The sequence below is a fragment of the Tautonia marina genome, from assembly GCF_009177065.1.
In the GTDB taxonomy this organism is placed as follows: Bacteria; Planctomycetota; Planctomycetia; order Isosphaerales; family Isosphaeraceae; genus Tautonia; species Tautonia marina.
On sequence record NZ_WEZF01000018.1, the window covers coordinates 111,508 to 131,088 of the forward strand.

At 65.9% G+C, this 19,581-nt stretch carries 15 protein-coding genes and 1 tRNA gene; 6 read left to right on the forward strand and 10 right to left on the reverse strand.

Annotated features, from left to right (window positions below; all coding sequences use genetic code 11):
- Positions 1 to 47 precede the first annotated feature (47 nt).
- The 4 genes from GA615_RS20310 (at position 48) to GA615_RS20325 (ending at position 3,842) form a co-directional block, all read left to right on the forward strand.
- A complete protein-coding gene (locus tag GA615_RS20310) occupies positions 48 to 443 on the forward strand; it encodes an acyl-CoA thioesterase (protein WP_152053156.1) in 396 nt (131 codons plus the stop codon).
- A 589-nt stretch (positions 444 to 1,032) separates the two neighbouring features.
- Positions 1,033 to 2,022, forward strand: coding sequence for a TIGR03000 domain-containing protein (locus GA615_RS20315; RefSeq protein WP_152053157.1), 990 nt, complete (start codon positions 1,033 to 1,035; stop codon positions 2,020 to 2,022).
- 141 nt (positions 2,023 to 2,163) lie between these two features.
- Positions 2,164 to 2,763, forward strand: a complete 600-nt coding sequence (locus GA615_RS20320) for a hypothetical protein (protein ID WP_152053158.1) — start codon at positions 2,164 to 2,166, stop codon at positions 2,761 to 2,763.
- Positions 2,748 to 3,842, forward strand: a complete 1,095-nt coding sequence (locus GA615_RS20325; protein ID WP_152053159.1) for an HTTM domain-containing protein — start codon at positions 2,748 to 2,750, stop codon at positions 3,840 to 3,842. The genes GA615_RS20320 and GA615_RS20325 overlap by 16 nt, the downstream gene beginning before the upstream one ends.
- 99 nt (positions 3,843 to 3,941) lie before the next feature.
- Here GA615_RS20325 and GA615_RS20330 read toward each other — a convergent pair whose 3' ends face one another.
- From GA615_RS20330 to polX, 9 genes are all read right to left on the reverse strand, one after another.
- A complete protein-coding gene (locus GA615_RS20330) occupies positions 3,942 to 4,706 on the reverse strand; it encodes an SDR family oxidoreductase (protein ID WP_152053160.1) in 765 nt (254 codons plus the stop codon).
- Between the two features lie 77 nt (positions 4,707 to 4,783).
- Positions 4,784 to 4,857 (reverse strand) — tRNA-Val (locus GA615_RS20335).
- A 53-nt stretch (positions 4,858 to 4,910) separates the two neighbouring features.
- Positions 4,911 to 5,798 (reverse strand): SDR family NAD(P)-dependent oxidoreductase, encoded by an 888-nt coding sequence (locus GA615_RS20340; RefSeq protein ID WP_152053161.1) that lies wholly within the window; start codon positions 5,796 to 5,798, stop codon positions 4,911 to 4,913.
- A 34-nt stretch (positions 5,799 to 5,832) separates the two neighbouring features.
- Entirely contained in the window at positions 5,833 to 6,231 is a 399-nt protein-coding gene (locus GA615_RS20345) for a hypothetical protein (RefSeq protein ID WP_152053162.1), read from the reverse strand.
- A gap of 239 nt (positions 6,232 to 6,470) precedes the next feature.
- Positions 6,471 to 7,196 (reverse strand): lysophospholipid acyltransferase family protein, encoded by a 726-nt coding sequence (locus tag GA615_RS20350; RefSeq protein ID WP_152053163.1) that lies wholly within the window; start codon positions 7,194 to 7,196, stop codon positions 6,471 to 6,473.
- Positions 7,193 to 7,879: a (d)CMP kinase gene (gene cmk, locus GA615_RS20355; protein WP_152053164.1), complete on the reverse strand. Its 687-nt coding sequence runs from the start codon at positions 7,877 to 7,879 to the stop codon at positions 7,193 to 7,195. Before cmk ends, GA615_RS20350 begins: the two co-directional genes overlap by 4 nt.
- 139 nt (positions 7,880 to 8,018) lie before the next feature.
- Positions 8,019 to 9,335, reverse strand: coding sequence for a TAXI family TRAP transporter solute-binding subunit (locus GA615_RS20360; protein WP_152053165.1), 1,317 nt, complete (start codon positions 9,333 to 9,335; stop codon positions 8,019 to 8,021).
- Between the two features lie 45 nt (positions 9,336 to 9,380).
- On the reverse strand, positions 9,381 to 9,845 hold the full coding sequence (locus GA615_RS20365) for a DUF2203 domain-containing protein (protein ID WP_152053166.1): 465 nt from the start codon (positions 9,843 to 9,845) through the stop codon (positions 9,381 to 9,383).
- Between the two features lie 311 nt (positions 9,846 to 10,156).
- Positions 10,157 to 11,884 carry a DNA polymerase/3'-5' exonuclease PolX gene (polX, locus tag GA615_RS20370; RefSeq protein ID WP_152053167.1) on the reverse strand — a complete coding sequence of 576 codons (1,728 nt, stop codon included), beginning with the start codon at positions 11,882 to 11,884 and terminating at the stop codon, positions 10,157 to 10,159.
- Between the two features lie 585 nt (positions 11,885 to 12,469).
- On the opposite strand from polX, the gene GA615_RS20375 reads away from it, so the two are divergent.
- On the forward strand, positions 12,470 to 13,192 hold the full coding sequence (locus tag GA615_RS20375) for a PEP-CTERM sorting domain-containing protein (RefSeq protein WP_152053168.1): 723 nt from the start codon (positions 12,470 to 12,472) through the stop codon (positions 13,190 to 13,192).
- Positions 13,193 to 13,384: 192 nt separating this feature from the next.
- Here GA615_RS20375 and GA615_RS20380 read toward each other — a convergent pair whose 3' ends face one another.
- A complete protein-coding gene (locus GA615_RS20380) occupies positions 13,385 to 14,221 on the reverse strand; it encodes a sigma-70 family RNA polymerase sigma factor (RefSeq protein ID WP_152053169.1) in 837 nt (278 codons plus the stop codon).
- 1,085 nt (positions 14,222 to 15,306) lie between these two features.
- On the opposite strand from GA615_RS20380, the gene GA615_RS28475 reads away from it, so the two are divergent.
- A complete protein-coding gene (locus tag GA615_RS28475) occupies positions 15,307 to 19,527 on the forward strand; it encodes a beta strand repeat-containing protein (protein WP_152053170.1) in 4,221 nt (1,406 codons plus the stop codon).
- The last annotated feature ends 54 nt before the right edge of the window (positions 19,528 to 19,581 follow it).

A 19,581-nucleotide genomic window follows, 5' to 3' on the forward strand; every position in this document is an offset into this window, starting at 1 on the left:
GGCCTGCCGAATCACCTTCCACTGCCCCCTGAGCGCCCCAAGGACCCATGGAAACCTCGATCGAGATCGTCGTTCGCCCAACGGAAATCGACGTGAACGGCCATGTGAATAACGGAAAATACGTCGATTACCTGGAGTGGGGCCGAGAAGACTGGTACGAGCAGCACGGGCTCGACTACGACACCTTGCTGGGGCTCGGAGCGATCACGGTCACGGTCAACCTGAACCTGAATTTTCGCAAGGAGTGCCGTCAGGGGGAGCGGTTGACCATCGTGACCCGGCCCGAGCGGCTCGGCCGGACCAGCTTCGCGCTTCGGCAGGAAATCCGGAAGGCAGACGGAACCATCGCCGCCGATGCGGTCGTAACACTCGTGACCATCGCCCCCGAGTCCCGCACGAGCCGTCCCGTTCCGGCCCCGCTTGCGGACCACTTCACCTCGTGAAAAGGACCGGGGCGCCCCGCCCTTGATCGTCCTCAAACGCAGAGAGCCCGACCGGTCGGCCCCTGGACACGGTCGGGCGATTGTTCTGCGTCCCCGGTTCGCCCCCCCGGCCGCTCAATGCAGGGTCCTTGAGCCCTTTTCCTGCCCACCCCCTCGGAAGCCAACGGGCTGGGTGACGATTCGGGGTTGCGCCCAGGTCTTACCAAACCCTCCCGTTTTCCTGGCTTGCTTTTGGAAATTTTTCACCAAACTGACCCTAACCGTTTGACTCAACGCAAATGCCCTCGTATTTTCTAGCTGTGCAGGGCACCCAGGCATCCCAGTTTTACAACTCGAAGGTGTCCTGACCTCCACCCTCCGTGTTGGGGTGGATGTCTCACCGTATCAAGCCCGGAACGCCTTGGTGGTCGAGGCGAGGCCGGGCAGCTCCCGACCGGGTCCGGATAAAGGCGGTTCTCGGCAGGCGTGGTTGTTCGTGCGGAACGGGCCATGTCGGTCGGACTCCTTCGGTCACCGGGCTTGGTGGTTCGTGATGGCATCTGGGTCGGACTCTTCGGTTCGCAATTCGCATATGCGGAGGAATTACGGGATGATCTCAATGCTTCGCCGATCGGCGTTCTCGGTTGCTTGCCTCGGAGCCCTTTCACTCGGCGTGCCTCATGTGGCGCTGGCCGGGCTGTTTGGTCACGGGTCGCACGGATCCAGCGGTGGATCACACGGATCCAGCGGTGGATCGCACGGATCGAGCGGTGGGTCGCACGGCTCCAGCGGCGGGTCGCACGGCTCCAGCGGCGGGTCGCACGGTGGCGGCCTCTTCTCGAAGCACCACGGCTCCAGCGGCGGATCGAGCGGCGGATCCAGCGGTGGTTCGCACGGCGGTGGCCTGTTCAAGACCAGCCACGGCTCCAGCGGTGGTTCCAGCGGCGGGTCGAGCGGCGGATCGCACGGTGGCGGCCTGTTCAAGAAGCACCACGGCTCCAGCGGTGGCGGCCTCTTCAAGAAGCACCACGGCTCCAGCGGCGGATCGAGCGGTGGCTCCAGCGGCGGATCGCACGGCCTGACCAAGACCAGCCACGGCTCCAGCGGTGGTTCCAGCGGCGGGTCGAGCGGCGGATCGCACGGTGGCGGCCTGTTCAAGAAGCACCACGGCTCCAGCGGCGGATCGAGCGGCGGCTCCAGCGGCGGTTCTCACGGATCGAGCGGCGGGTCGAGCGGCGGCTACGCCTCCGACGGTGGATCGTACGGCTCGGCCGGCGGATACTACCCGGCCGCCCCGGTCGCGGCTCCTCAGGCTGCTCCTCAGTACGTTCCGGTTGCTCAGAACGGCGTGCTGAACATCTCGGTTCCGGCCGATGCCAAGGTGTACCTCCAGGATCAGCTGATGACGCTGACCGGCGCCGAGCGTCGGTTCGTCACCCCGCCGATCGCCGAGGGTGAACTGTTCGTCACCAACGTTCGGGTTGAACTCGAACGGAACGGTCAGATCGTCTCTGAGACGGTCGAAGCTCGGGTCAACCCGGGTGAAGAGGTCAACGTGGCCGTCGATCTCGACGGCTCGGTCGTCCTCGCCGGTCGCTGATCGGCCGTAGGGTGATCGATTGAGAACGGATCCGACCCGGGAGGCTCATCCTCGGTGCCGTCGCAAGACGATCGAGAGAGTCCCCGGGTTCGGGTCGTTGGGCAAAGGGATTTGGATCGGATCGATCACGGAGGTCTCGAAATGGACGTCGATTCGGATCGCGACCGCGATCGTGATGCTGATGGGCTGGGCCAAGACGCCTGCCCTCCTCCTCGACGGATCGGGAGGCGCACCTTGCGGTGGGCGGTCAACCTTTGGCTGGTGCTGCATGTCTCGGCGATCATCATCGCCCCGGCCTCGGTGACTCCCTCGTCGGACCTGGCCCGGACGGCCTGGGACGTCGTTCACCCGTATCTGCAACTGCTCTTCCTGAACCACGGCTACCACTTCTTCGCCCCCGAGCCGGCCGAGAGCACCTTGCTCGGCTACGTGGCCGAGCGAGAAGACGGCACCGTCGTGACCGGCCAGATCCCGAACCGGGACATCGGCCCGCGATTGCTTTATCACCGCCACTTCATGCTCTCGGAACACATGGCGGGGACCGATCCCGAACTGCGAGAACTCTGGCACGAGTCGTTCGCCCGCCACATCGGGACGAAATACGGCGCCGATCGGGTGAGCCTGTCGCAAATCACCCACTACTTGCCGACCCGTGAGATGGTTCTGGAAGGCGTTCGCCTGGATGACCCGGCCAGTTACGTCGAGCAACCGCTGGGGGTGTACCAATGGGACGAGCAGTGAGCCTTGCCGTTGAGGCCGTTCGAGATCGCCTGCGGGCCATCTCCGAAGGTTGGAACCGCTTCTGGTTCGCACCGGCCGACCCGACCTTGCTCGGCGTGCTTCGCGTGCTCGCCGGCCTGATGTTGCTCTACACTCACGCCGTCTGGGGCCTGGCCCTCAACGACTTCTTCGGCCCCGACGCCTGGCTCAGTGTCGAACTGGTCCGCACGCTCCAGGAATACCAGTTCGCCTATTCGTTCTGGTGGTGGATCGAGCCCGAATGGATGTGGACCGCCTACGGTCTCTCGATGCTCATTCTGGCGATGTTCACCGTGGGGCTCTGGACGCGAGTGACCTCGGTCCTCTCCCTGATCATCGCCATCTCGTTCGCCCATCGAACGCCTGAAGCCCTGTTCGGCCTTGATCAGATCAACGTGATGCTCACGCTGTATCTGACGATCGGCGATGCCGGCCGCGCCGTCTCGGTCGATCGCTGGCGAGCCCGGCGCCGAGGGGTGACACAGGCCGCCCCCAGTTCCCGGGCAAACCTGGGCAAGCGGTTAATTCAAGTGCACATGTGCACGATCTACTTCTTCGCCGGGATTTCGAAACTCCAGGGGCTGGCCTGGTGGAACGGCGAGGCGATGTGGCTGGCGTTTGCGAACCTGGAATACCAGTCGATGGATATGACCTGGCTGGCCGGGCATCCATTGCTGATCAACCTGGCGACCCACACGACGATCCTCTGGGAAATCTTCTTCTGCGCCTTGATCTGGAACCGGAACTGGCGGCCGGTGATGCTCGCCGGAGGCACGGCGATGCACCTGGGCATCGGCGCCTGCCTGGGCATGTGGACGTTCGGCCTGATCATGCTCGTTGGCTGTGCGTCGTTCCTGCCGAATGAACGGGTCAGGCAACTTGTGGAAGCACTGGCCACCCGGCGATCTCGCGCCGTGCCGGTCTCCTTCCCGATCGCCGCGAGCCCACAGGCTGCCTCGTCTGCCCTGCTCGGCGGACCTCATCAGGCAATGCCTATTGTAGTGACGGTCGATTACGGCCCGCACCGATCCGCGAACGGGTCGCAACGCTTCCAGGGATGAACATCTCGATTGATCCACGAACGTCCGGGAGCCTGATCGTCGCCAGCGTTGCGTCGATCGCTGCTCCCGGACGATTGCTCGACGACAATCCTGACGTGCTCAGCCCCGGCCGACAAACGGCATCCCGGCGGCCATGACGGTCAGGAATAGGACATTGGCCTCCGGCGGCAGGCTGGACATATAAAGGACGGCTCGGGCGACGTGTTCGGGGTCGATCGTCGGTTCGGTGGCGATGGAACCGTCGGCCTGTCGGACACCGCCCTGCATGCGGGCGGTCATCTCGGTGGCGGCGTTGCCGATGTCGATCTGACCGCAGGTGATGCCGAACGCTCGGCCGTCGAGGGCGGTCGAGCGGGTCATCCCCGTAATTGCGTGCTTCGCCGCCGTGTATGGGGCGGAATGGGGCCTCGGCACGTGAGCCGACACCGATCCATTGTTGATGATCCGCCCCCCTTGCGGCTCCTGACGTTTCATGAATCGAAACGCCTCTCGGGTGCAAAGGAACGTGCCGGTCAGGTTCACGTCGATGACCCGCCGCCACTGATCGAGCGTCAGGTCTTCGAGCGGAACCGCCGGAGCCCCCGTCCCCGCGTTGTTGAACAGCAGGTCGATGCGGCCGAACGCCCGGTTCGTGGCCTCAAAGAGTGCTTGAACGGAGTCGGGATCGGTCACGTCGGTCGGCACGGCAATCGCCCGCGATCGCGCTTCCCCGGCGCGCTCGACCGTTTCTTCCAGGGCCTCGGCCCGTCGTCCCGCGAGCGCGACCGAGTAGCCCTCAGCCAGTAACGCAAGGGCCGTCACTCGCCCGATGCCCGACCCCGCACCGGTGACAATCGCCGCTTTGCCGATCTCGGTGGATTCCATCAGCCTGCCTCCTCCATCACCCTCCTGGTGATGCGCCCCCCTGGGACGAGCTTGTGAAGGAGACCAAGCGGGCGAAGTGGGCGATGAGGGATTCGAACCCCCGACATCCTGTGTGTAAAACAGGCGCTCTAACCAGCTGAGCTAATCGCCCGAGGGAATCGTGAGAAGGTATTCTAGCGGCAAGGGAGCGCTGATGGCAAATTCTCAGGAGGAGGAAGCGTCGGGCGGGGCGGAATTGGTCGCGCGTTGCTCAGCGGCGGCGAGGGCGGGGGCATCGGCGTAGAGCCGTCGGGTCCAGCGGCCGAAGCCCCAGTCGACGAAGCCGGGAACGATGCGATTGACGGCCAGAAGCAGGCGTCCTCGGGAGGTCAGGGTCAGCTCGCGGCGACCGCGACGCAAGGCGCGGAGTCCGGCCTGGGCAACGGCGTCGGGGGGCATGCTGCGGTGAGATTCGGTTTTGTAGATGGCGGTGTGGACAACCACGTTGCGCTCGAATCCGGTGGTGGTGAAACCGGGGTTGAGGAGCATGACGTGGATGCCGTCGATCGTCCACTCGGCGCGGAGGGCTTCGGTCAGGCCGGCAACGGCGAACTTGCTGGCCGAGTATTCGGGTCGGCCGGGCAAGCCGCGGCGGGCGACAATGGAGCCGATGTTGAGCAACGAGGGGCGATCGCCTCGGCGGAGCATCGGCAAGGTCCCCCGACACATTTCGGCCAGGGCGAAGACGTTGATCTCGAAGACATCACGCATCACCGAGGGCGCGTGAGACTCGAACCGCCCATAGGCCCCGACCCCGGCGGCGTTGATGACCAGATCGAGGGCACCGTCGAACCGCTCGGCCGTGGCATCGAGGAGCGACCGGCGGGAGTCGGCGTCGGTCAGGTCGGCGGGAACGGCAAGGATCTGATCGGCGGAGGCACCGGCGGCCTTCAGATGCTCGACCTCTGTTGCGAGGCGATCGGCCGATCGACCGGTTACGACCAGTCGGGCGCCGTCGGCGGCCAGCAATCGAGCGAAGGCGGCACCGATTCCGGACGATGCTCCGGTAATCAGGCAGCGCGCGGCCTGGAACGAGTCTCGACGACGGGGCATGGACGTGACGGACTCCTCAGGGGTCGGGGAACTCTCAGCGGACGAGCGACTCGTCGGCCCCGCCTTGCACCTCGGTCGTCACCAGTCTCGGGTTGCGACTGAGGGGATTCCAGCCGCCGCCGGCCATCGGGCCGGAACTGGGACGACTGATGACCACCCGAGAGGATCGGGAGTTGCTGGTCACCAGGTCGGGCTCGGCCGAGACGGACGAGCGCGGGGCCTCGGCCCGAGCCACCAGCGAGGGGCTCTGCGTGACGACCCGGCTGGGGATCTCGCAAACGTCGTCGAGGATGACGGTTTCTCCCGGAACCACATAGGCCGGGGAGGTGCCATAGTAGTGATTGTGCGTGCAACCGGTCGCGAGGGCCAGGCTGGCGAGGGCCAGGGCCCGTCCCGCGGGACCGGGGCGGCGCGACGTCGAGGGGCGTCGCATGGCGATCTCCTGTGCCGAGGGAGGGTCCGCCCCGGGCCGGGTGCCGGGTGAGTGGGCGAGCCGTCCTGCTCGCTCTGAGGCTCACTCGGGTCGATTCCGGGGATCGGCCGGTTTGGATTTTGGGCCGCGCGCTCAGAACGCTCAACAGAGGGAGATCGGAAGACGTGGCGGGGCCATCCGGCCGGCGGGGGACTGTACCCGAACGGCCCGAATCGGCCAACCGGAATTTTCCGAAGTGATCATGAGCCCTTGATCGCTCGCCGCTTGGCGGGAGGCAACGCCTGCTGAGCGACCTCAATCGCCTGTTCCAGTCGTTCCCGGATCAACTGGGTCGCGTCCTCGGGCGAGAGGCCGTCGAGTTCCTCGGGAGCGATGCTCGGCGCGAGGTGCAAGCGAAGCGGGTAAGGGCGGGGAAGTTTTTGATCGCGGGGCCACGATTCGAACGTGCCGGCGATCCCGGCCGGGATGATCGGCACGCGGGCTCGGGTCGCCAGGGCGGCAATGCCGGGCTTTAACTCCTGGAGCGTGCCGTCGGGCGATCGGGTTCCTTCGGGGAAGAACGTAACGATGCCACCGGCCTTGAGCCGGCGAAGGGTTTCCTTGAACCCCTGCGATCCGAAGCCGTCTCGCTGGATCGGGAAGGCACCGTAAAACCGGAGGAAGCCCCCAAATTTCGGTGAAAAGAGCGATGACCGCGCCACGAAGTTCACCGGGCGGCGCACCCCGCTGCCCAGCACCAGGACATCCCAGAAGCTCATGTGGTTCGAGACGAGCAAGGCCGCTCCGCGTTCCGGGACATTCTCTTGCCCCGAAACGTGGAACCCGCCGTAGCAGGCCGCAAATGCTCGGATGAGCCACTGAGTGAAGCGGTAGCCGACCCGTCGAGACCACGGGCGATCAAACCGGGGAACCTCGTCCGGGTCGCGGCGGCGCGTCGAGGGTGTGGCCGATTCGGGGGCAGTCATGACTGTGGAGGCTCCGGAAAGCATGTCTCGCCCGAACAGCGACGGGCCGCGGTCTCGACGATCGTGGCGATCTCGTCGATGGTCCGGCCGGTCGTGTCGATCAGGGTTGCATCGTCGGCTGGACGTAAGGGGGCGATGGCGCGTTCGGTGTCTTCGGCGTCGCGTCGCAGCTGGTCGCGGAGCACGTCCTCGAACGAAATGGACTCGCCACGCTGGAGGAACTCGGCGTGACGGCGGCGGGCCCGTTCGGTCGGGTCGGCGGTGAGAAAGAACTTGCAAGGGGCGTCGGGGAAGACGATCGTCCCTTGATCGCGGCCCTCGGTAATCGTGTCGTTCTCGGCGGCAAAGGCCCGTTGCCACGAGGCGAGCACCTGGCGCACGCGAGGGTTCTCGGCGGCGAATCGGGTGACTCGTGTGACCTCGACCGTGCGAATCTCGCGGGTTACGTCCTGGTCATCGAGCAAGACCTGCCCCGGAGGCATCGTCACGGTGACACGACCAGCCAGCGCGCCGAGGGCCTCCTCGTCGGCCAGGTCGATCCCCGCTCGCAAGGCGGCCAGGGCCACCGAGCGGTACATCGCCCCCGTATCGAGCAGCCTCCAGCCGAGCCGGTCGGCCACGATCCGGGCCACGGTACTTTTCCCCGAGCCGGCCGGCCCATCAATGGTCACCACGCGCCGCATAAGAATCGTCACTCCTCCCGTCGAGAATCGCCTTCGGCCACGAACACGGGATTAAGTCTAGCGATTCCCGAGCCCGAGCGGGAGGGATGGAACCCTTTGTCTGCGGCTTCGATCAGGGGACGCCGAGTCCTTCGGCTGGTCAGCGCCGCTGGCGCATGGTGGCGGTGACGATCTTGAGCTGGATGACGTTGGTCAGGTTGTTGCACTGGAGCAAGAACAGCGCGAAGGTGCCATCCCCTCGGAGCGTTTCGTGGGTGAACTGCGAGAGGGCGTGCAGCTTGATGCGGACAACGCGGTCGAGCAGTTCGCGGAGGCGGCGCGGGTCGTCGGTATCCATCTGCTCGCGTTCAATCGCAGCAGTCTGTTCGAGGAACAGGTCGAGGCGTTCCTTCTGGGCACGCACTTCCTCCTGCGTCTCGCGTTCCCGGACCCGTCGCCAGCGGTCCCAGATCAGGTAAGCGCCAGCGGCCATCGCAAAGAGTAATTCCTTGAGCGCCGAGAGGGATTCGAGCACCGTGGCCGTCCAGCCGAGATGATCGAACGGATCGAAGAAGGCCCGAGCATTCGGATGCATCGGCGCCGGCTGCCAGTCGAGCGCCTGGGAGCGTGGAATAAGGTCGGGGAAGTCCCAGGGGCCGATCTCAGCGTAGAGGGCTTCGAGCGTTTCCTCGACCAACCGAGCGGAGGCATCGGCCCGAGTGGCGAGAAAGGCGGTCGTGGCGATCGTCGGCACCGGCTCGGGAGGAATCCGAGGAGTCTCGGAGAACAGGCCCCGCGGAATGGTGATCGCGTGGTAATGGTAATGGATCAGTGCGATCGCCTCGGCATCCAGGACGGGAACGAGGACGTACTGCCCTTCGGCCAGCAATCGGCGCAACGCACGATTGCTGGAGTTGGTCGTCACGATCGCCGCGTCCAGCTCGTCGTCGAACTGAAGATGCTCGAAGCCGACCGATCGGGCGTCGAGTTCGAGGTCGTAGTGGTCGAGCAGATGTCGAGCACTGATCTGCATGCCCGACCCCGGATCTCCCACCGCGACGCAACGGCCCCGCAGATCCTCAATCGTCTCGATCCCTCGGTCCGCCCGAGCGACGACATGCACGACGTCCGGAAACAGCGGGGCAATCATCACCAGGCCGCGGAGCGAGACCGAACCTCCCTGCAAGATCGCCAGGTCGGCGCGACGGTCGGGGTCGTCGGCCAACAGCATCTCTCGACTCGCGAGCGATCCCTCGGAAGTCAGGACTTCCACAGGTCGACCGAGTCTGCGCTCGACGGCCGGGCCGAGCCGTCGGGCGAACTCATGGTAACGGCCTTCGACGTGGCCCGACGCAATCCGGAGGGTCCGGGGCAGCCATTCCCGAGTGAGGAACCAGGTCACGGCCGAGCCGATCAGCACCGCGAGCATCGCATAGGCGACCCCGCGCCGGACCATCCGAGAACGTCGTCGCGCCATCGGCCGGGTCTCGACGAGGAGAAATCGCGATGCCGATCGGCACGATTACACCGAATGAGCCGCAGTGGAGGGTTCGTCGCTTTCAATCGGCAAGCGTCCGGAAAAGCCCGAATGCAGCTCGTGCCAGTGAGACACCTCGGGCTCGCCGAGCTTCCAGCAGAGGTAGACCTCGCGGCCGTCCTTGAGACTCGGGAAATCGCAGAGGCCGTTGTGGGCCCCTTTCAGCTCAACCCCGAGGGTTTCCAGCTCGTGCAGATAGCGTCGGAACGTCGCCTGTTCGGCAGAAAGCTCCGCGCGTCGGCTTTCCAGCTCGGCGTCGTAGGGGTCGTCTTCGGGACGGGAGGTCCGCCGACGATCGAGCACGGGGGTCAGGCGTTGCTCCAGGTCACTGACGACCTGCCACTGACGAACAATATCGGCCACGATCGCCCGCACGAGCGGCAAGGCGCGATTGGCTTCTTCGACGGTAAAATGGCGTCGATCAGGCTGATCCGATTTCGGTAATGCCATGGCGCGAATCTCATGCGTGAGGGTCAAATTGACCCGTTCCGGCGATCGTGCAACAGGGGCATTGCGAGCGTTTCGACGGTCGGCAGACCCGTAACGAGTTTCGAGCAGAGCGCAAGTCGAACGCCCCGGTCGTTCCGGCGGTCGCGACATCGTCGTCTGGGGAAGATGTTCACGGAACGTCCGTCATCGTTCCCCAAATCGGGCGTGCGATTCAGTCGTCGTTGTGGATGAACCTACTTGCATTATAGAAGGCCCGGCCCGACCCGCAAGGTCGCGCCGACCGCCGGCTTGGGAAGAACCGTTGCCTTCAATCACCCTGAGCGACGATTGCGTAGCCGCCGAGCCACCTCCGAGAGGCTTGCCGTATTCAAAACATGCTCGGGTCCAAGCCCGGCGCGTCGGGCAACGCCGATGCCGAACTCCAGGTCATCGAGGCCCCCGGTGGAGTGGGCGTCGGGGTTGATGACGAGCGTGATCCCGTGCTCGCGAGCCCGCCGGGCGTGCGGGGCGTCGAGATCGAGGCGGTGCGGGTTGGCGTTGATCTCGATCATCGTTCCGGCCTCGGCCGCCGCATCAATCACCGCGTCGAGATCGACGGCATAGGCGTCTCGACGGAGTAACAGCCGGCCCGACGGATGACCGAGCATCGTGACCAGCGGATGGCGCAATGCCTGAACAATTCGATCGGTCATCACGTCCCGAGACTGCCCAAAGCTGGAATGCACGCTGGCGACGACATAATCGAACCCTTCGAGCACGTCGTCCGGATAGTCGAGCGACCCGTCGGGCAGGATGTCGCACTCGATCCCTTTGAACAGCCGGAACTCCCGCCCAAACGTCTCGTTCAACCGATCGATCTCATCCCACTGGCGACGAACCCGATCCATGCTCAGGCCGTTGGCATAGCCGGCCGATCGGGAGTGGTCGGCGATTCCCAGATAGGTCAGGCCGCGCTGCCGGGCGGCCTCGGCCATTTCGAGCAAGGTGTTGCCGCCGTCGCTCCAGTCGGTATGGCAGTGAAAGGTGCCTCGCAGGTCGCTTCGCTCGATCAAGGGGGGAATCGGGCCGCGCTCGGCCAGGTCGAACTCTCCGTGGTCTTCGCGCAGTTCGGGAGGAATGAAGTGCAGCCCCAGCGCCTCAAACAATTCGGCCTCGGACTGGCAAGGGATCGGCCCGTCGGGGCCTTCCAGGGCATATTCATTGAGCCGGAGCCCCCGGGCAATCGCCCGACGACGCATGGCGATGTTGTGCGCCTTCGATCCGGTGAAGTAGTGCAAGGCGAACGGGAACTGAGCGGGAGTCACCCCCCGCAAGTCGCACTGCACGCCACGGGCCAGGCGAACGCTCGCCTTGGTCGGCCCGTGGGCGAGCACGCCGGCCACCTCGGGAAGCGCGACGAACAGATCGAGTACCGGCGCGGGGTCGTTCGCCGCGAACAGCACGTCGAGATCGCCGATCGTCTCCACCCGGCGGCGCAGACTCCCACAAACCTCAACCTGTTCCACTCCGGGAGCCTGACGCACCGCCTCGACGATCGGCGTCACCAGCCGGAGCGCCGTGCTTTGCAAGATGCGGTCGCCCGACGACTCCACAAAGGCAAGTCCTTCCAGGATCTTTTGCTGCGTCTTCGCCCCAAACCCCTTCAACCCGGCAATCGCCCCCGATTCCGCCGCCCGGCGGAGATCGGCAAGGCTGGTGATCGCCAGGGCTTCGTGCAGGGCCTTGATCTTCTTTGGCCCGAGGCCGGGAACCCGGAGCAAGGCCACCAGGCCCGGCGGCATCTGCTCGCGAAGCTCCTCCAGGGCCGAGAGCCGCCCGGTGGTCACCAGCTGGATGATCTTCGACTGGATCGTCTCACCAATGCCGGGGACCTCGGCGGCCAGTCGCCCGGAGGCGATCAGATCGTGCAAATCACCCCCAACGCCCCGAACGGCATCGGCGGCCGTATGATACGCTCGGCACCGGAATGGGTTCTCTCCCTGGAGTTCCAGGAGCGTCCCCATCTCATCGAGCAGACGGGCCACGTCGTCAGCGAGCATCGCGAGGGCCTCAGAACGCAGGAACCAACCGTCGAAGTCCGCGGCTGCGTTGCATGGTAACGGATTCCAAGCCAGTCAGGCAGCCAGGGTCGCGGCGACGAACGAAGGGCTCCGACACCGGTTTTCACCCGATCGAGCGCGACTGGCCGCCCCTCAAACAAAATGGGACAGATCAGCGAGAAATTCCGAGTTGACAGGTTTGCAAGGGCTGAGTATTGTTCGCCGCGTCTTTGGGGCGACGGCACGGCAGCCGGGAGAACCGGACCGCGACGATTGCTCCCGGAGATCCGGAGTACGACCCGATGGCTCCGATGCCGGGGTCGGGCGCACACCTTTGATCGAGTTTGCTTCCTTGAGCGACCGTCCCGCCCTCGACACCCGTCGATTTTCGGATCGTCGGGAATGCCTCGGCTGCCCTCGGGCACAACGGACTGGATCGCCATGCGGACCGCGGACGAATTTTCGCCGATCCGCCCGCCGACAATCGCACCAGAGGATGGGTGTGAGACGGGACGAGACGGCGAGCGTTGCAATTGTGAGGTCCGAGCGGGCTAATCCCGACGCGATCGGACCGAAGGAGTTTCCATGCACCGGATGCGTCACTACGTCGCCGTCATCGGGTTGATCGCCGGAGCCACTGCCCTGTTCGGCAGCTCTGCCGAGGCCAACCTGATTCGGACCGACCCGAAGCTCGCCTTTCCCGATGTCCTCGCCGCCGCCATCAACGGTCGGATCGAATACGACTTTGATGAAGGAACCCAGCGAGGCGTGCTGTCCATGACCAATACGCCGTGGGAAATCGCCGGAGACGCGACCACCTCGTTCCCGATCGAACATGCCGACGGCGCCAACAAGTCGCAGAAGCTCGTCCTCAACCTCGACACGAATGGAAACGTCGTTTCCGATCCTTCGAACCTCTACGAACTGTACGGCCGGATTGTCGCCGGAGATCAGACCTTCGAAGGTCTGCTCCTTCAGGGCACCCCGACCAAGTTCGGCTGGCTCGATTTCGGCAGCCCCGAAGCTCCGATCGGTCTCGATATGTTTGACGTTGAGATCGAGGTGACCGGTGGTGAGCTGGCCCGATATTTCGGCGACACCGCCTACATGGAGTTCACCCCGCTACTCGAAAGCACCTTCGAAGGGACCTTCGACAACGACTTCACCGGCCTGAAGCCGGTCAGCAACATCCGCTCCTACAACTCTCCGGAGCCGTTCCCGATTCCCGAGCCGACGACCATCGTCGTTCTGCTCAGCGGGGGAGCCGCCCTGCTCTACCACCGGCATCGCCGCCGCATCGTCTCTTGAGTGCGGCCGGACGATGTGTTCGGGAGGGGTGCAACCTCCCGGACCGTCGGAATCGTGTGGATCGAGACCGCGGACCTTCACGACCGACCCAGAAGCGAACGGCCGACCCGGGCGAGGGGTCGGCCGTTCGTCGTTCCGAAACTCGCAGTCGATCGAGACGATTCCGTCTCCACAAGACGACCGCTCGGCTGGTCAATCGGCCATAAACGAGGCGGACAACTTGCCCAGCGCCTCGTTCTCAATCTGACGGACTCGTTCGCGGGTCAGACCGAGCGACTCGCCAATCTCCTTGAGCGTCTTCGGCGGCGCATCGTTCAGGCCGAACCGCATCCGGAGCACCGTGGCCTCTCGCTTGTCCATCGCGTCGAGCCGCAGCATCACCAGTTTCAGGTTGTCGGCCTCAAGCATTTCCACGTCGGGAGCGCGGGTCCGCTCGTCCATGAGCATCTCGCCGAGGCTCCAGCCGTTCTCGGGCTGATCGGTCTGAGGCACCAGGTTGTAGACCTTGATGGCCTTCTTCACGATCGCCAGTTTCTTCTTGGGAAGCTCCAGTGCCGCGGCGATTTCCTCAACCGTCGGCAACCGTCCGAGACGGTCCTGAAGCTCCGCTTGCATCCTGCGCCACTTGCACAGAAGCTCGACCATGTAGGCCGGAATCCGGATCGGCTTGGCCGTGTTGACCAGGGCTCGCTTGATCGACTGCTTGATCCAGTAGCTGGCATAGGTACTGAATCGGGTCCCCATCGACGGGTCGAAGCCCTCGACGGCCCGGAGCAAGCCGAGGTTCCCCTCCTCAATCAAGTCCTGGAGCGACAAGCCTTTGCCCGTGTAGTGGCGGGCGATGTTCACAACCAGCCGAAGATTTGCGCGGATCATGCGATCCCGAGCATCCTTGTCTCCCCGAGAGATGCGGTGGGCGAGCTCCTTTTCCTCCTCGGCGCTCAGCAGCCTGACCTCGTTGATCTCCCGGAGATAGGTCTCCAGCGGGCTCTGAACCACGTCGCGTCGGTGTCGTCGAATACGAGCCATGAAGGTCCCTCTCGCGTCGGTCACTCTGGTGCTGCGGTGTGCACCGGACGGTGTCTCTCCCCCGCCTTTGAGCCGCCGGAGCGCCTCGCCAAAGCCAATCGACCGGCCTCAAGGAGCCAGCCCCGATCGCCTTCGCTCGACGCCACCACCGACCCCGCATCCCTCCCTCCCGAGGCCCAAGGCTCGCACCGCAACGCATCATCCCTTAGCCGGTCAGCCGGAATGACACCCCCGATGCGTCAGCCACATGCTCCAGTCGAGATCGATTCGCGGTTCAGAAACATTATCGTCCAGGAAGGGTGGGAATTTGAAGTGGTCTTGTGAAAATAGGATGCCTGGGAAAGACGAATTGTTCCGAGTTTTTCGATTTTGCGGATTTTTCCTCAAGGCCGAGCGAGAGGCCTTATTGCCGGGAGCGTGGCTTGTTGATTGGGTCGAAGTGCGCGAACCGAAGCCTGGACCGAGTCGGCGGGGTGGTGTGGAGTTTGGTATCCAATGACCGGCGGCATGTGGGATTGGGTGATTCGAGTCGAGCGTGATGCTGCGGAAATTGGAGGTGGATTCGGGCTCGGTGGAGAGGCTGTGGCCTCCCTTTTTGCCGAGCCAGTCCACATTCCCCGTTGCGGAGCGCTCCTGAGGCGGATCGGTGTCCCAGGACAACCCACTCAGGGCTCATCGTCCGATCAGGTGACGTGCTTCAATCGAGCACTTGATGAACGTTTGGCCAGAAACAGACTGAACCTGCAACGTTCTTGTCGGGGAAAATCCGAAAAATCCCCAAATATCGTGTAACCATTCACCCGACGCTGCAGGATTCTGGCTACGGGCTTCTTCGATCGGGCGTGTCGTCGCCCGATCGTCGCTCGAGCCGACCGGGATGTGAACTGGCCTGCCCATACCGATCCAGACGCGGGACGAGGCGTTGAGGCCTGCCGCGAACGGACGGCTGCCTCCCGTGTTGAAGGGGGGGAGCCGAGGCGAGGGGCGGTCGAACTCTCTTCACACAAGGGGCGGCGGCCGTTGAGAGGCCGCCCGCCGACGCCTCTCGGGCGGCTCTTCATTGTGATCACCGAGGAGTTGCTTCGATGGATTTCAGGATTCCGGGCCGGGACTCGTCCACTCGTCGAAGGCGATCGAGCGGAGGGGCGGATCGACGTTCGTTCGGGAATCGTTCGACCGGGCGACGGACGCCCCGGCTCGAGGCGCTGGAGCGGCGGACCCTGCTGACCATCCTCGTCGACACGTTCGACGACGTGGTTGGCGACGATGGCGTGACCAGCCTTCGGGAGGCGATCGACCTGGCCGCCTCGAACCCCGGGGCCGACACGATCGAGCTGCCCGCGGGGACCTACCCGCTCGACCTCGGTGTCCTGGCGATCGACGACCCGAGCGGTCCGCTGACGATCCGCCCCGAGGCCGGCGGCACGGCGACGATCGACGGGCAGTCCCTCAGCGGCGTGTTCTTCGTAGCGGCCGGCAGCGAGACGACCTTCGAGGGCCTGGAGATCTTCCGGGGCTCGGCTGCCTTCGGTGGCGGGCTGCTCAACGACGGCTCGGCCACGGTCATCAACAGTCTCTTCCGCGCCAACTTCGCGAGCTTCGGAGGCGGCATCTCCAACTCGGGGGCGCTCGTCGTCTCCGGCAGCACCTTCGTCGAGAACTCGGCCACCGACAACGGCGGCGGGATCGACAACATCGGCGAGCTCTCGGTCTCCGGCAGCACGTTTGAGGCGAACTCGGCCTTCTTCGGGGCCGGCATCCATACCTTCGGCGGGTTCGAGGGCTTTTCGGGCGACTTGGAGGTCGTCGACAGCACCTTCCGGGGCAATTACGGCACCTACGGCGGCGGGATCGCGGTCAGCGTCGCGACGGCGACGGTCTCCGGCAGCACGTTTGAGGGGAACGACGTCGACTTCGGCGGCGGCATCTCCAACAACGGGACCCTGTTGGTCTCCGACAGCGCGTTCCTGGAGAACGAGGCCACCCGCGGCGGCGGGATCGACAACATCGGCACGGTCACCGTCGACGGCTCGACGTTCCGGGGCAACCAGGCCGAGGACTTCGTTGGCCGGGGCGGCGCGATCTGGAATTCCGGCCTGGACGCGGACCTGACCGTCTCCGGGTCGACCTTCGATGGCAACGTGGCCATCGGCTTCGCACTGGGCGATGGCGGGGCGATCTTCAACGACTCCGGCTCCAAGCTCGACGTCGCCGGCAGCACGTTCGTCGGCAACCGAGCCGTCGGCTCGGACAGATTCGACTCTGCGCGGGGCGGGGCGCTCCTCACCGTAGGCCCGACCTCGATCTCCGACAGCCACTTCGAGGGAAACCAGGCCTTCGCCGGTGCCAGCGGTGATGCGCTGGGCGGGGCCGTCTACGCCATTGGCTTCGGCGTCGTGGTGTCGATCACCGACAGCACGTTCAAGGGCAACGCCGCGCTCGGAGCCGCCTCGCCCGACTTCTCCAACGGCACCCGGTCAAGAGGTGGGGCAATTATCGCCGCCTCCGGCGTGGTGCTCGACGTGGCCAGATCCGAGTTCACTGCAAACGAGGCCCTGGGGGGCGACGGCGGCTTCCTCGCGGGTGGTGGCTTCGCCCAAGGCGGCGCGATCCTCACGGAGGCATCGATCGTCTCGGTTTCCGACAGCCTCTTCTCGACGAATGTCGCCCGTAGCGGAAACGGCGGCGACAGCGACTCCACCGGCCTGGGGGGCTCGTTCGCTCGCGGCGGCGGGATCGCCCACTTCGGTGGATCGTCGGGGCTACTGACCGTCTCCGGCACCATCTTCGAGGCCAACCAGGCCCTCGGTGGCAACGGCGGCGAGGGGGGGCCATTCTCCTTCGGCGGCAGCGGCGGCTCAGGTCAGGGTGGTGGACTGTATGCGTCGTTCGGCTCGTCCGTGGAGGTCGATGCGAGTTCGTTCGAGCAAAACCTTGCCGTCGGTGGGGGTGGCGGCCTCGGCGGCGCCGGTGGCACCGGCGGCTTCGGCCGGGGCGGCGGAATCAGCGCCGAGGGGGGAAATGCCCTCTCAGTCACTGGAAGCAGATTCGCGGCCAATGTTGCCGAAAGCGGCGACGGAGGGGCCGGCATCGGGTTCTTCGGCCAGGGTTCCCAGAACGCGCTCGGCGGCGGCATCTACCTCGGCGGGATCTCTGCGGGCTCTCTCTCGAGCCTGACCGTCGACGCCTCGCTCTTCGAGGCCAATCGGGCTCTTGGCGGCGATGGTGGGGACAGCGATCAATTCTACGATGGGGCCGGCGGCAGTCAGGGGCTCGGCGGGGGCATCTCCGTCGGCACCTTCTCGACCGCGATGATCACCGACACCGCCTTCCGGCTCAACGAGGCGATCGCCGGAGACGGCGGCGCCGGCGGCCCGGACGGCGGCGTTGGTGGCACCGGCGGCGGGGGCACGAGCGCCGGCATCTTCGCCGATAACAACGCGACGCTCCGCGTCAGCGGCGGCACCTTCGAGCGGAACTTCTCAAAGGGCGGAGACGGCGGCGCCGGGGCCGGCGGCTTCGGCGGCGGGGGCGACGGCGGCTTCGCCTCGGCCGGGGCGATCGGCATGGACCCGGGCGGGACGCTGGAGGTCGTCGAGACGACCTTCTCCGGCAATCAGGTCCGTTCCGGAGACGGCGGCACAGGCGGGGAGAATGGCCCCGGAGGTTCCTCCCAGAGCGGCTTCGGCGGCGCGATCGCCTACTTCGGGGGTTCCACCGGAGGCGGCGCGACGATCGTTGGCAGCAGCTTCTCGGACAACCGCGTGTTCGGTGGCAACGGTGGAGACAGTGGCGGCTCCTGGAACGGCGGAAACGCCGGCGGGGCAGACGGCGGCGGGATCATCACCGGGTCCAACACGGCCCTGACGGTCTCCGACAGCACATTTCAGCGCAACGAGGCGACCGGAGGCGAGGGGGGCGACGGCGGGTCCGACGGTGGCGCCGGTGGCAACGGCGGCAGCGGTCGCGGCGGCGGGATCTTCGCCGACGACAACGCCACGCTGATCGTGACCGGCGGGAGCTTCGAGCGGAACCACTCCCGGGGAGGCAACGGCGGGGCCGGCGGGCTCGGACGACCCGGCGGCTTGGGCGGATCCAGCTGGGGAGGCGGGATCGTCCTCGACCCGGATGGGACGCTGGAGCTCTCCGACAGCCGCTTCTCGCGCAACTCCTCACAGGGTGGTGCCGGCGGCCCAGGCGGCGCCGGTGGCAACGGCGGCTCCGGGGGCATCAGCTTCGGCGGGGCAATCGTGACCAATTCACGGTCCGTAGCGTCCTTGAACCAGGTGGAACTGGAACGCAACACCGCCATCGGCGGTGCCGGTGGCGACGGCGGCGAGGGGGGCAATGGCGGCTCTGGGGGCGGCGGCGGCGGCGGTGCAATCTTCAATGGTGACTTCGCCTCCATGACACTCACCCGGGTGGTAGCGACGCGCAATGCCGCCGTGGGCGGCGCCGGTGGCGACGGCGGCGAGGGTGGCAACGGGGCCATAGGCAACAGCGGTATCGGCGGGGCGATCTTCACAACCTTCGCCTCCCTGCTCGAATCGGTCGATTCCCGGTTTGTGCTGAACGAGACGATCGGTGGGACCGGCGGCGCCGGCGGGCTGGGTGGCGCCGGCGGCGCCGGTGGGCTCGCGGTAGGCGGAGCGTTCCACCTGGTTCCCGATGCCGTCTTCATCTCCACCGGCGACGTCTTCGACCGCAACACCGCCACCGGCGGCGCCGGCGGTGATGGGGGAGATGAAGGTGGCGCCGGCGGTGCCGGAGGCGATGCCCAGGGCGGGGCTATCAACAACCTCGGGGCGACCCTGATGCTCACCTCCGCCCAGCTCGATCGCAATCAGGCCCTTGGCGGCCGGGGCGGTCGGGGATGCGACGCCGGCGGGGCAGGCGGCGCTGGCGGGACCGCCCGCGGCGGCGCGATCGCCATTAGTTCGTTCCTTTCCTTCACGGGGACCGCCATCGTCGTCGACTCGGTGATCGACCGCAACCGCGCCCTCGGCGGTGACGGGGGCAAGGGGGGCGACGGGGGCCAGAGCGGTGACGGAGGCGATGCCTTCGGTGGCGGGATCTTCCTGACCCCGGGCTCGGTCCTCGAACTCAACAGCACCGAGGTCACCCGCAATCGTGCCGACGCCGGCAGGGGCGGCAAGGGCCCCACCAAGGGAGACGACGGCGAGGGACTCGGCGGCGGCCTGTTCATCTCCGAGGGGGCCCTGGCCCAGGCCGTCGACTCGGTCATCGAGGGCAATTTCGCCCCGGATGACGACGACGACGTCTTCGGGTTCCTGAACGAACTCTGATCCGATCGAAACGAACCGACCGGAGCCCGACGATCGGCCCGTCCCCGCCGTGAG